Origin of the sequence: Citrobacter sp. TBCP-5362, from assembly GCF_005406305.1 — a bacterium.
Lineage (GTDB): Bacteria > Pseudomonadota > Gammaproteobacteria > Enterobacterales > Enterobacteriaceae > Citrobacter_B > Citrobacter_B koseri.
The window spans coordinates 4,557,665-4,569,707 of sequence record NZ_CP040234.1 but is presented as its reverse complement, the minus strand read 5'-3'; the positions used below and the strand labels follow the sequence as shown (position 1 = coordinate 4,569,707).

General features: G+C 54.6%; 13 protein-coding genes. 10 read left to right on the top strand and 3 right to left on the bottom strand.

Features of this window, described 5'->3' with window-relative positions; translation table 11 throughout:
• Nucleotides 1–451: 451 nt before the first annotated feature.
• From rpmH to FD428_RS21645, 9 genes are all read left to right on the top strand, one after another.
• On the top strand, nucleotides 452–592 hold the full coding sequence (gene rpmH, locus FD428_RS21690) for a 50S ribosomal protein L34 (RefSeq protein WP_000831330.1): 141 nt from the start codon (nucleotides 452–454) through the stop codon (nucleotides 590–592).
• A gap of 17 nt (nucleotides 593–609) precedes the next feature.
• The gene (gene rnpA / locus FD428_RS21685; protein ID WP_012000809.1) at nucleotides 610–969 is read left to right on the top strand and encodes a ribonuclease P protein component; all 360 of its coding nucleotides are present in this window, start codon (nucleotides 610–612) and stop codon (nucleotides 967–969) included.
• Nucleotides 933–1,190, top strand: coding sequence for a membrane protein insertion efficiency factor YidD (gene yidD / locus FD428_RS21680; protein ID WP_001307474.1), 258 nt, complete (start codon nucleotides 933–935; stop codon nucleotides 1,188–1,190). The genes rnpA and yidD overlap by 37 nt, the downstream gene beginning before the upstream one ends.
• Nucleotides 1,191–1,192: 2 nt before the next feature.
• Nucleotides 1,193–2,839, top strand: a complete 1,647-nt coding sequence (yidC, locus tag FD428_RS21675) for a membrane protein insertase YidC (protein ID WP_114848142.1) — start codon at nucleotides 1,193–1,195, stop codon at nucleotides 2,837–2,839.
• Nucleotides 2,840–2,940: 101 nt separating this feature from the next.
• On the top strand, nucleotides 2,941–4,305 hold the full coding sequence (mnmE, locus tag FD428_RS21670) for a tRNA uridine-5-carboxymethylaminomethyl(34) synthesis GTPase MnmE (protein ID WP_114848156.1): 1,365 nt from the start codon (nucleotides 2,941–2,943) through the stop codon (nucleotides 4,303–4,305).
• Between the two features lie 180 nt (nucleotides 4,306–4,485).
• On the top strand, nucleotides 4,486–5,658 hold the full coding sequence (locus FD428_RS21660; RefSeq protein WP_114848143.1) for an MFS transporter: 1,173 nt from the start codon (nucleotides 4,486–4,488) through the stop codon (nucleotides 5,656–5,658).
• A complete protein-coding gene (gene yidZ, locus FD428_RS21655) occupies nucleotides 5,627–6,586 on the top strand; it encodes an HTH-type transcriptional regulator YidZ (RefSeq protein WP_012000814.1) in 960 nt (319 codons plus the stop codon). Before FD428_RS21660 ends, yidZ begins: the two co-directional genes overlap by 32 nt.
• Before the next feature lie 147 nt (nucleotides 6,587–6,733).
• On the top strand, nucleotides 6,734–7,486 hold the full coding sequence (locus tag FD428_RS21650) for a 4'-phosphopantetheinyl transferase superfamily protein (RefSeq protein WP_024130084.1): 753 nt from the start codon (nucleotides 6,734–6,736) through the stop codon (nucleotides 7,484–7,486).
• A 40-nt stretch (nucleotides 7,487–7,526) separates the two neighbouring features.
• Nucleotides 7,527–8,093: an NADPH-dependent FMN reductase gene (locus tag FD428_RS21645; protein WP_012000816.1), complete on the top strand. Its 567-nt coding sequence runs from the start codon at nucleotides 7,527–7,529 to the stop codon at nucleotides 8,091–8,093.
• A 125-nt stretch (nucleotides 8,094–8,218) separates the two neighbouring features.
• Here FD428_RS21645 and adeP read toward each other — a convergent pair whose 3' ends face one another.
• The gene (gene adeP / locus FD428_RS21640) at nucleotides 8,219–9,556 is read right to left on the bottom strand and encodes an adenine permease AdeP (protein ID WP_012000818.1); all 1,338 of its coding nucleotides are present in this window, start codon (nucleotides 9,554–9,556) and stop codon (nucleotides 8,219–8,221) included.
• A gap of 164 nt (nucleotides 9,557–9,720) precedes the next feature.
• Here adeP and yieH point away from each other — a divergent pair, with 164 nt between their 5' ends.
• Nucleotides 9,721–10,386, top strand: a complete 666-nt coding sequence (gene yieH, locus FD428_RS21635; protein WP_049008777.1) for a 6-phosphogluconate phosphatase — start codon at nucleotides 9,721–9,723, stop codon at nucleotides 10,384–10,386.
• Between the two features lie 121 nt (nucleotides 10,387–10,507).
• Here the strand turns inward: yieH and phoU are convergent, their stop codons facing one another.
• Both phoU and pstB read right to left on the bottom strand, forming a co-directional pair.
• Nucleotides 10,508–11,233, bottom strand: a complete 726-nt coding sequence (gene phoU / locus FD428_RS21630; RefSeq protein WP_012000820.1) for a phosphate signaling complex protein PhoU — start codon at nucleotides 11,231–11,233, stop codon at nucleotides 10,508–10,510.
• A 13-nt stretch (nucleotides 11,234–11,246) separates the two neighbouring features.
• On the bottom strand, nucleotides 11,247–12,020 hold the full coding sequence (gene pstB, locus FD428_RS21625) for a phosphate ABC transporter ATP-binding protein PstB (protein WP_060815935.1): 774 nt from the start codon (nucleotides 12,018–12,020) through the stop codon (nucleotides 11,247–11,249).
• Nucleotides 12,021–12,043: the final 23 nt, after the last annotated feature.

Here is a 12,043-nt window from a genome sequence, read left to right as displayed (position 1 = left end):
GGATCATAGCCTAAACTGAGCAAGAGATCTTCTGTTTCTCACAGATTCTTCCCGATTTATCCACAGGATGATCCAGAACCGGGTAAGTGTAAACGATCCAGGCGAAGTGCTGCACGATTTCGCGCGCATATTGAAAAAATTAATGAGTAAAGACGCTATACTGCATAAACGATCTAATAAAGATCCCGTGCGATCCTTGCGCTTTGCCCGGCAGTCCGTATAATCCTCCACCCGTTGTACAATGCCCATCGTACGGCGTTAGCGCTGCTTGTTTTTCGCGCGAAAAGGTGCGGAAAAACGCAGGGTTTTAAGGAAAGAGAATTGACTCTGGAGTGTACAATTATTACAATCCGGCCTCTTTAATCACCCACGCTGAGGCGTAAGTCGTTCGATAATCGTTCGGGTATACGCAAAAGTCAGTGAATTTATTCAAGTTTAGGTAGAAATCGCCATGAAACGCACTTTTCAACCGTCTGTACTGAAGCGCAACCGTTCTCACGGCTTCCGTGCTCGTATGGCTACTAAAAATGGTCGTCAGGTTCTGGCACGTCGTCGTGCTAAAGGCCGCGCTCGTCTGACCGTTTCCAAGTAATAAAAGCTAACCCCTGAGTGGTTAAGCTCGCATTTCCCAGGGAGTTACGTTTGTTAACTCCCAGTCATTTCACATTTGTCTTCCAGCAGCCACAACGGGCTGGCACGCCGCAAATCACCATTCTCGGCCGCCTGAATTCGCTGGGGCATCCCCGCATCGGTCTAACCGTCGCCAAGAAAAACGTTCGACGCGCGCATGAACGCAATCGGATTAAACGTCTGACGCGTGAAAGCTTCCGTCTGCGTCAACATGAACTCCCTGCAATGGATTTCGTGGTGGTGGCGAAAAAAGGGGTTGCCGACCTCGATAACCGTGCTCTCTCGGAAGCGTTGGAAAAATTATGGCGCCGCCACTGTCGCCTGGCTCGCGGGTCCTGATAGCCCTTATACGGGTCTATCAACGCCTGATCAGTCCGCTGCTTGGGCCGCATTGCCGTTTCACGCCAACCTGCTCAAGCTACGGAATTGAGGCATTGCGCAGGTTTGGAGTGATAAAAGGCAGTTGGTTGACGGTGAAACGCGTATTAAAATGCCACCCTTTACACCCTGGTGGTGACGATCCCGTCCCGCCCGGACCATTTGATACCAGAGAACACTAACGATGGATTCGCAACGCAATCTTTTAGTCATCGCTTTGCTGTTCGTGTCTTTCATGATCTGGCAAGCCTGGGAGCAGGATAAAAATCCGCAGCCTCAGACCCAACAGACCACGCAGACAACGACCACCGCAGCGGGTAGCGCCGCCGACCAGGGCGTACCGGCCAGTGGCCAGGGGAAACTGATTACGGTTAAGACCGACGTGCTTGATCTGACCATCAACACCCGTGGCGGTGATGTTGAGCAGGCCTTGCTGCCAACTTACCCGAAAGAGTTGGGTTCTAAAGAACCGTTCCAGTTGCTGGAAACGACTCCGCAGTTTATCTACCAGGCGCAGAGCGGCCTGACCGGTCGTGATGGCCCGGATAACCCGGCTAACGGCCCGCGTCCGCTGTACAGCGTCGATAACGACACGTTTGTCCTCGCGGATGGCCAGAACGAACTGCATGTTCCGATGACCTGGACTGACGCCGCTGGCAACACCTTCACCAAAACGTTTGTCCTCAAACGCGGTGAATATGCGGTCAACGTCAACTACAGCGTGCAGAACGCCAGTGAGAAACCGCTGGAGATCTCCACCTTTGGTCAGTTGAAGCAATCCATCAATCTGCCGTCTCATCGCGACACCGGTAGCAGCAATTTTGCACTGCATACCTTCCGTGGCGCGGCGTACTCCACGCCGGATGAGAAGTACGAAAAATACAAATTCGACACCATTGCCGATAACGAAAACCTGAACGTCAGCTCCAACGGCGGTTGGGTCGCCATGTTGCAGCAGTACTTCGCAACGGCATGGATTCCGCGTAACGACGGCACCAATAACTTCTATACCGCTAATCTGGGTAACGGCATTGCCGCTATCGGCTATAAATCTCAGCCGGTTCTGGTACAGCCGGGTCAGACTGGCGCCATGACCAGCACCCTGTGGGTTGGCCCGGAAATTCAGGATAAAATGGCGGCCGTTGCACCGCACCTGGATCTGACCGTTGATTACGGTTGGCTGTGGTTCATCTCTCAGCCGCTGTTCAAACTGCTGAAATGGATTCATAGCTTCCTGGGTAACTGGGGCTTCTCTATCATCGTTATCACCTTTATCGTTCGTGGCATCATGTACCCGCTGACAAAAGCGCAGTACACCTCCATGGCGAAGATGCGTATGCTACAGCCGAAGATTCAGGCTATGCGCGAGCGTCTGGGCGATGACAAACAGCGTCAGAGCCAGGAAATGATGGCCCTGTACAAAGCTGAGAAGGTTAACCCGCTGGGCGGCTGCTTCCCGCTGATCATCCAGATGCCTATCTTCCTGGCGTTGTACTACATGCTGATGGGCTCCATTGAACTGCGTCATGCGCCGTTCGCACTGTGGATCCATGACTTGTCCGCACAGGACCCGTACTACATCCTGCCGATCCTGATGGGCGTGACGATGTTCTTCATCCAGAAGATGTCTCCGACCACCGTGACCGACCCGATGCAGCAGAAGATCATGACCTTTATGCCGGTCATCTTCACGGTATTCTTCCTGTGGTTCCCGTCAGGTCTGGTGCTGTACTATATCGTCAGCAACCTGGTAACCATCATCCAGCAGCAGCTGATTTACCGTGGTCTGGAGAAACGTGGCCTGCATAGCCGCGAGAAGAAAAGCTCCTGATTCCATGTAAGCCGGGTAAGCATAGCGCCACCCGGCAATCAGAACAGCGATGACAGGGCGGTCAATTGACCGCCTTTTTTATTAGCAAAAAAGAGAAGATCATGAGCCATAACGACACTATCGTCGCCCAGGCTACCCCACCGGGACGCGGTGGCGTCGGTATCCTGCGTATTTCCGGTCTCAAGGCGCGCGAGGTGGCCGAAGCCGTATTGGGCAAGCTACCAAAACCGCGTTACGCCGATTACCTGCCGTTTAAAGATGCCGATGGCACGGCGCTGGATCAGGGGATCGCGCTGTGGTTTCCTGGCCCGAACTCGTTTACTGGTGAAGACGTACTGGAACTGCAAGGGCATGGCGGCCCGGTCATTCTCGACCTGCTGTTAAAACGTATTCTGACGCTCCCCGGCCTGCGCATTGCCAGACCGGGCGAGTTCTCCGAGCGCGCGTTCCTCAATGACAAGCTCGACTTAGCCCAGGCAGAAGCGATTGCCGACCTGATCGACGCCAGTTCCGAGCAGGCGGCACGCTCGGCGCTAAACTCGCTACAGGGGGCATTTTCCGCGCGTGTGAATAATCTTGTGGAAGCACTCACTCACCTGCGCATCTATGTGGAAGCAGCCATTGACTTCCCGGACGAGGAGATCGACTTCCTCTCCGACGGCAAAATTGAAGCCCAGCTCAACGGCGTGATCGCCGATCTCGATGCGGTACGCGCCGAAGCGCGTCAGGGCAGCCTGCTGCGTGAAGGGATGAAGGTGGTCATTGCCGGACGCCCTAACGCCGGGAAATCGAGCCTGCTGAACGCCCTGGCGGGCCGTGAGGCCGCCATTGTCACCGATATCGCTGGCACCACCCGCGACGTGCTGCGCGAGCATATTCACATTGACGGAATGCCGCTGCACATCATCGATACCGCCGGTCTGCGCGATGCCAGCGATGAAGTGGAACGTATTGGGATTGAGCGCGCCTGGCAGGAGATAGAACAGGCCGACCGCGTGCTGTTTATGGTAGATGGCACAACCACCGATGCCGTTGATCCGGCGGAAATCTGGCCGGACTTTATCGCCCGTTTACCGGCGAAACTGCCGATCACCGTTGTGCGCAACAAAGCTGACATCACTGGCGAGACGCTGGGTATCAGCGAGGTGAATGGTCACTCACTTGTCCGTCTTTCCGCCCGTACCGGCGAAGGCGTGGACGTATTGCGTAACCATCTCAAGCAAAGCATGGGCTTTGACACCAATATGGAAGGCGGCTTCCTTGCCCGCCGTCGCCATCTTCAGGCGCTGGCAGAAGCCGCAGAACATCTCCAGCAGGGTAAATCACAGCTGCTTGGCGCCTGGGCAGGCGAACTGCTGGCAGAGGAGCTGCGTCTGGCGCAGCAGGCGCTGAGTGAGATCACCGGCGAATTTACCTCCGACGATCTGCTGGGCCGTATTTTCTCCAGCTTCTGTATTGGCAAGTGATGTTGTTTTGCCCGGTGGCGCTACGCTTACCGGGCCGACTAAATCTGTAGGCCGGATAAGGCAAAGCCGCCATCCGGCAATAATAAATTTCCTCACAGGAAATCACCGTTGTCCAAATGGCAACTCGCGTCACTGAAAACCTCCCCGTATTCTTAGCGCCACGCTTATTGTGAGGACGCTATGACCCGCTTTCTAATCTGTAGTTTTGCCCTTGTTTTACTCTACCCAGCCGGCATCGACATGTATCTGGTCGGTTTACCCCGTATTGCCGCCGATCTGAACGCCAGCGAGGCGCAGCTGCACATCGCGTTTTCGGTATACCTGGCCGGGATGGCCACCGCAATGCTGTTTGCGGGTAAAGTTGCAGACCAGTCAGGGCGCAAACCGGTGGCGATAGCGGGCGCGGTGATATTCATCATCGCCTCCATGCTTTGCTCACGAGCAACGGACGGGTCGCTGTTCCTGACCGGGCGCTTTATTCAGGGCATCGGGGCGGGGTGCTGTTATGTGGTGGCGTTTGCGATTTTGCGCGACACGCTGGACGATCGCCGCCGGGCGAAAGTGTTATCGCTATTAAACGGAATTACCTGCATTGTACCGGTATTAGCGCCAGTGTTAGGGCATTTGATTATGCTTAAATTCCCGTGGCAAAGTCTGTTTTACACGATGATAGCGATGGGTATCGCGGTATGCCTGCTCTCGGTGTTTATCCTGAAAGAAACGCGCCCGGCAACATGCTCGTCGATCTCGCGCCCTCAGCAAAATGCAGAGTCGCTGCTCAACCGCTTTTTCCTCAGCCGTCTGGCGATCACCACGTTGAGCGTGTCGGTGATCCTCACATTTGTAAACACTTCGCCGGTGTTGCTCATGGAAATGATGGGCTTTGATCGCGGTGAATACGCCACCACAATGGCGCTGACGGCAGGCATCAGCATGGCGGTGTCGTTCTCAACGCCCTTTGCGCTGAGCGTATTTAAACCGCGCACGCTGATGCTCACGTCGCAAGGGCTGTTTCTGGCTGCGGGCATCGTACTCAGCCTCTCATCCTCTCACGCCGTCACGCTCTTTGGCCTGACGCTCATCTGCGCGGGTTTTTCAGTTGGCTTTGGCGTGGCGATGAGCCAGGCATTAGGCCCATTCTCACTGCGTGCTGGCGTCGCAAGCTCTGTACTCGGCATTGCACAGGTCTGCGGGTCATCGCTGTGGATATGGCTGGCGGCAGTCATTGGCTTTAACGCCCTGAATATGCTGATCGGGATTCTGATTGGCTGTAGCATGGTCTGTATCCTGTTACTGATGACCATACAGCCCGCAGCGCACTATGAAAAAATCCATCACCAGTCTCGATCTTAATCTGTTGTTATGTTTGCAGCTTCTGATGCAGGAGCGCAGCGTCACCAAAGCGGCGAAGCGGATGAACGTCACGCCCTCGGCGGTGAGTAAATCGTTGTCAAAGCTGCGAACATGGTTTGATGACCCGCTGTTTGTGAACACGCCGCTGGGGCTGACGCCGACGCCGCTGATGGTCAATATGGAACAAAGCCTGGCGGACTGGATGCAGATGAGCAATCAGCTGCTTGATAAACCGCATCACGAATCGCCACGCGGCCTGAAATTTGAACTGGCGGCAGAGTCGCCGCTGGTAATGATCATGTTCAATTCTCTGTCGCAGCAGATTTATCAGCGCTATCCGCAGGCCACAATCAAGGTGCGTAACTGGGATTACGACTCGCTGGATGCCATCACACGCGGCGAGGTGGATCTCGGCTTTACCGGAAGGGAGAGCCATCCCCGTTCGCGGGAGCTTCTCAGCCTGCTACCGCTGTCTATCGATTTTGAAGTCCTGTTCAGCGACCTCCCCTGGGTCTGGCTGCGGGAAGATCACCCGGCGCTACAAGAAGAGTGGAATCTGGAAACATTTTTACGCTATCCGCATATCAGCATTTGCTGGGAGCAAAGCGACACCTGGGCGCTGGATGATGTATTGCAGGAGATGGGCCGCAAACGCAATATCGCCTTAAGTTTACCGGGGTTTGAACAATCGCTGTTTATGGCCGCCCAGCCGAACCACTCGCTGCTGGCGACCGCGCCTCTCTACTGCCAGCGTTATAACCAGCTCCACCAGCTACCGTTGGTCGCGCGTCCTCTCCCTTTTGACGCCGCCCAGCGAGAAAAGCTGATGGTGCCTTTTACCCTCCTTTGGCATAAACGTAACAGCCATAACCCTAAAATTATCTGGTTAAAAGAGACCATCAAAACGCTCTATAGCCACCTCTCCTGACGGTAAATTAACCACGACCGCGTCAGAAATGTAAAAGTCGCGTAAGCGCCGCTGTTTTCGTCGAACTTTTGACCAGTAAAACCTGTCCATAATCTACGTAAATGTTACTCTCGTAATAATCACGGACCATTAATCACGGAGCGAAAAATGGCGACACATTTTGCCAGAGGGATTCTTACGGAGGGACACCTGATTTCAGTCCGTCTGCCTTCTCCATGCCACATCGAAGCCAGAAACCTTCCCGCTCACCGCCGGACACGTTTTTTGGCTTCACGCGGCTTACTCGCTGAACTGATGTTTATGCTCTACGGAACCAGCGAGCTGCCGGAAATTGCTATTCAGGCCAAAGGGAAGCCTGTCTTTCGCGATAAAAATCTGCCTGCGTTCTCCATCTCATATGCCGGGAATATGGTAGGCGTGGCGCTGACAACGGAGGGGGAATGCGGCCTGGATATGGAATTACAGCGAGCCATGCGAGGCTTCCATAGCCCACTCTCAGCCGAGAGCCCGGCGTTCTCCAGCAACGAAAATCTGTGGATCAACAATCAGAGCGATCCCAACGAAGCGCGCGCGCAACTGATCACCTTACGCCAGAGCGTGCTAAAGCTAACCGGTGACGTACTGAATGACGATCCGCGTGAACTCCAGCTCCTTCCCGGCGCAGGCCGCCTGAAATGCGCCCACGTTACGCAGGTGGAGGCAATATGCGACGCGGAAGATATTCTGGTCTGGTCGGTGGCGGTTACGCCAGCCATTGAAAAACTGAATGTTTGGGAGTTTGATAGTAAGCAAGGATGGAAAAGCCTGGCCGATATCCAGACCCGGGCGAATGAACCTACCGGTCGCCTGATGCGATTCGCTCAATTATCCACAGCAAAGTCATCTTATACACTTAGCTGATTCGGCCCTGTCCCGGCCGCCATGATGAAAAGGAGTAATCATGTCCGAAACGTTGAATGTTGTTACGTTACTGGGGAGCCTGCGCAAAGGTTCATTTAACGGTATGGTCGCCCGCACGCTGCCGAAAATTGCCCCGGCAGGCATGGAGGTCAGCGCATTACCTTCGATTGGCGATATTCCGCTGTATGACGCTGATGTGCAGCAGGAAGAGGGGTTCCCGGCGAGCGTTGAAGCGCTGGCGGAGCAAATCCGTAAAGCGGACGGCGTCGTCATCGTCACACCGGAATACAACTACTCGGTGCCTGGCGGACTGAAAAACGCGATCGACTGGCTGTCCCGCCTGCCAGAACAGCCGTTAGCCGGGAAACCGGTGCTGATCCAGACCAGCTCAATGGGGGCAATCGGCGGCGCTCGCTGTCAGTATCATCTGCGCCAGATTCTGGTATTCCTTGATGCGATGGTAATGAACAAACCGGAGTTTATGGGCGGCGTGATTCAGAACAAAGTTGACCCGCAAACCGGGGAAGTGGTTGATCAAAGCACGATTGATCATCTTACCGGCCAGCTAACCGCGTTTGGCGATTACATTCAGCGCGTTAAAGCGTGATAACAGCGCGCGCGTAGAGCCGCAGGCCGGATAAGGCGTTTGGCCGCCATCCGGCTATCAAATTTGCCTGATGGCGCTACGCTTATCAGGCCAGGACACCTCGCGCAGCGCCGTATCAGCGGCAATTAGTGCGCGTCGATAAACACAATCTTCAGCACAAACAACAACGCCACAACCACCACGCAAGGGCTCAGCTCACGCAGACGTCCGGTACCGATTTTCATCACACAGTAAGAGATAAAGCCCAGCGCGATACCTTCGGTAATCGAGAAGCTGAACGGCATCATCACGGCAGTAATAAACGCCGGAACAGACTCGGTAAGGTCCTGCCATTTCACGCGCGCCAGACTGGAAGTCATCAGTACGCCAACATAGATCAGCGCCCCGGCAGCGGCATAACCCGGCACCATTCCCGCCAGCGGCGACAGGAAGATAACCAGCAGGAACAGCAAACCGACAACAACGGCGGTCAGGCCCGTGCGCCCGCCGACGGATACGCCGGATGAGGACTCGATATAGGCGGTAACCGACGAGGTTCCGATAAACGCCCCGGTCACAGAAGAGACGCTATCGACGAACAGCGCCTGCTTCATCCGCGGGAATTTACCTTTCTCATCAGCCAGACCGGCTTTGTCGGTAACGCCAATCAGCGTACCGGAGGAGTCGAACAGGTTCACCAGCATGAAGGAGAAAATCACGCCAGCCAGACCAATGTTAAACGAGCCCGCCAGATCCACATGCCCGATCACAGAGCTAACGCTTGGCGGCGCAGAGACAATGCCGTTGTAATGCACATCACCCATCATCCAGCCGAGCAGCGTCGTTACAATAATAGAGACCAGCACGGCGGCATGAATGTTACGTGATGCCAGAATAGCGATGATGAAGAAGCCCAGCACGCCGAGCAGTACGCTGTGAGAGGTCAGATTACCGATGCTCACCAGGGTTTCCGGGTTCGCGACGATAACGCCTGCGTTTTTCAGCCCCATCATGCCGATAAACAGGCCGATACCACTGGTGATGCCCACGCGCAGACTGACCGGAATGTTAGCAATCATCCAGTAACGCACACGGAAGATGGTCAGCAGCAGCAGGCCGATCGCTCCCCAGAAGATTGCGCCCATACCAACCTGCCAGGACAGCCCCATCGCGCCAACGACCACGAAGGCGAAAAACGCGTTCAGACCCATAGCCGGCGCCAGCGCGACCGGTAAATTAGCAAACAGCCCCATCAGAATGCTGCCGAACGCCGCGATAAGACAGGTGGTAACGAAGACGGCGCTGGTGTCCATGCCAGCAACGCCAAGAATCTGCGGGTTAACAAAAACGATGTAAACCATCGTCAGGAAGGTGGTAAAACCGGCGATCACTTCGGTTCGTGCCGTCGTGCCATGTTCGCGCAGTTTAAACACGCGTTCCAGCATACCCTGACCAGAAGTCTGGGTGGTGTGTTGTTGACTCATTATCTATTTCCGAACAAGGAGGGAAAATTCGTCGCTATCCTATACCAAAATGCGACAATAAGGGCAGTTGTGAGACACTTTTTTCATTGAATTTGCTTATACGGCAACGATTGCGTCGCACAATAAGGCATTACGAAAACGTTAAACTAGCGAGAAAAGAAAGCATGTCCCAGATTCAAGCGGTATTTTTCGACTGCGACGGTACGCTGGTCGACAGTGAAGTCATTTGCTCCCGCGCGTATGTCGCGATGTTCCAGGAATTCGGCATCACGCTCGATCTCGAAGAGGTGTTCAAACGCTTTAAAGGCGTAAAACTCTACGAAATCATCGATATCATTAACGAGGAGCAGGGAGTGTCGTTAGCAAAAGCGGATTTAGAACCCGTTTACCGCGCCGAGGTCGCACGCCTGTTCGACTCAGAACTGGAGGTAATCGCAGGGGCGAATGCGCTGCTGGACAGCATGACGGTGCCGATGTGCGTCGTCTCTAACGGCCCGGTCAGCAAAATGCAGCATTCACTGGGCAAGCTGGGCATGTTGCATCATTTTCCAGAAAAATTGTTCAGCGGCTATGACATTCAACGCTGGAAGCCCGATCCGGCTCTGATGTTCCACGCGGCAAAAGCCATGAACGTTAACGTGGAGAATTGCATTCTGGTGGATGACTCCAGTGCCGGCGCCCGGTCGGGAATCGATGCGGGAATGGAGGTGTTCTACTTCTGCGCCGATCCGCACAACAAACCGATCGATCATCCGAAAGTGACGACGTTTACCGATTTGGCGCAGTTGCCGGAATTATGGAAAGCGCGCGGGTGGAATATCGTCGATTAAACCGTAGGCCTGATAAGCAAAGCGCCATCAGGCGAATGGCGCAGAATGCCGGATGCGGCGTAACGCCTTATCCGGCCTACAATAGCGACGCCGGGAGATCCCGGCGAACGCAACAAGCCGCTTATTCCTTCGGATCTTTGCCCGCCAGCAGCTTATCCAGCTCATCACCGCCGACGTGGCGGAAATCCTGTCCCTTCACGAAGTAGAAGATGTACTCGCAGATATTCTGGCAACGGTCGCCAATGCGCTCAATGGAGCGTGCGCAGAACAGCGCGGTCAGCACGCTTGGAATGGTGCGCGAATCTTCCATCATGTAGGTCATCAGTTGACGCACGATACCTTCGTATTCCTGGTCAACTTTCTTATCTTCACGGTAGATACGCACCGCTTCGTCAATATCCATTCGCGCGAACGCGTCCAGCACGTCATGCAGCATCTGTACGGTGTGACGCCCCAGCGACTCCAGGCTCACCAGCAGCGGCTGGTGCTGGTGGGAGAATTTCTCCAGCGCGGTGCGACAAATTTTGTCCGCCACGTCGCCAATGCGCTCCAGTTCAGCGATGGTTTTGATGATCGCCATCACCAGGCGCAGGTCGCTCGCTGTCGGCTGGCGTTTGGCAATGATGCGCACGCACGCTTCATCGATCGCCACTTCCATCATGTTGACGTGCTTATCGCCGTCAATAACGCGCTTCGCCAGTTCGCTATCCTGATTATGCATCGCGGTGATCGCATCAGAAAGCTGTTGCTCCACCATGCCGCCCATGGTCATCACCTGGGTGCGGATGCTTTCCAGTTCTGCGTTGAACTGGCCGGAAATATGTTTGTTAAGGTTTAGGTTGTCCATGGTTAGCTCCAAATCAACCGTAGCGGCCAGTAATATAATCTTCGGTTTGCTTTTTAGCGGGCTTAGTGAACAGATCGTCCGTGTTGCTGAACTCAATCAACTCGCCCAGATACATAAACGCCGTGTGGTCGGAACAACGCGCAGCCTGCTGCATGTTGTGCGTCACGATCACCACGGTGTAGTCCTGCTTCAGCTCAGTGATCAGCTCTTCAATACGCCCGGTGGAAATCGGGTCCAGCGCTGAACACGGCTCATCCAACAGCAGAACTTCCGGGCGAATGGCGATACCACGCGCAATGCACAGACGCTGCTGCTGACCACCCGAGAGAGAGTACCCGCTCTGGTGCAATTTATCTTTGGTTTCGTTCCATAATGCGGCTTTGGTCAACGCCCACTGAACGCGTTCGTCCATATCGGCGCGAGACAGTTTCTCAAACAGGCGCACGCCAAAAGCGATGTTGTCATAGATAGACATCGGGAACGGCGTCGGCTTCTGGAACACCATCCCCACTTTGGCACGCAGTAGAGCGATATCCTGGGTGTTGGTAAGGATATTATCGCCATCCAACAGGATCTCGCCTTCCGCGCGCTGCTCTGGATACAACGAATACATTTTGTTAAAGGTACGCAGCAGTGTGGATTTACCACAGCCAGACGGCCCAATAAACGCCGTGACCTGGTTCTTCGCGATATCCAGGTTGATATCCTTCAGGGCATGGAATTTGCCGTAGTAGAAGTTCAAATCACGAACCTGAATCTTACCCGGAGTAGTATCAACCATACTCATTTCAATCTCTTCCTCATTCGGCG

Coding starts and splice junctions, on each gene's coding strand:
- rpmH (WP_000831330.1), top strand. CDS start 452: ATGAAACGCACTTTTCAACCGTCTGTACTGAAGCGCAACCGTTCTCAC.
- phoU (WP_012000820.1), bottom strand. CDS start 11,233: ATGGACAACCTAAACCTTAACAAACATATTTCCGGCCAGTTCAACGCA.
- FD428_RS21650 (WP_024130084.1), top strand. CDS start 6,734: ATGGCGACACATTTTGCCAGAGGGATTCTTACGGAGGGACACCTGATT.
- FD428_RS21645 (WP_012000816.1), top strand. CDS start 7,527: ATGTCCGAAACGTTGAATGTTGTTACGTTACTGGGGAGCCTGCGCAAA.
- yieH (WP_049008777.1), top strand. CDS start 9,721: ATGTCCCAGATTCAAGCGGTATTTTTCGACTGCGACGGTACGCTGGTC.
- yidC (WP_114848142.1), top strand. CDS start 1,193: ATGGATTCGCAACGCAATCTTTTAGTCATCGCTTTGCTGTTCGTGTCT.
- yidD (WP_001307474.1), top strand. CDS start 933: ATGGCGCCGCCACTGTCGCCTGGCTCGCGGGTCCTGATAGCCCTTATA.
- mnmE (WP_114848156.1), top strand. CDS start 2,941: ATGAGCCATAACGACACTATCGTCGCCCAGGCTACCCCACCGGGACGC.
- adeP (WP_012000818.1), bottom strand. CDS start 9,556: ATGAGTCAACAACACACCACCCAGACTTCTGGTCAGGGTATGCTGGAA.
- yidZ (WP_012000814.1), top strand. CDS start 5,627: ATGAAAAAATCCATCACCAGTCTCGATCTTAATCTGTTGTTATGTTTG.
- FD428_RS21660 (WP_114848143.1), top strand. CDS start 4,486: ATGACCCGCTTTCTAATCTGTAGTTTTGCCCTTGTTTTACTCTACCCA.
- pstB (WP_060815935.1), bottom strand. CDS start 12,020: ATGAGTATGGTTGATACTACTCCGGGTAAGATTCAGGTTCGTGATTTG.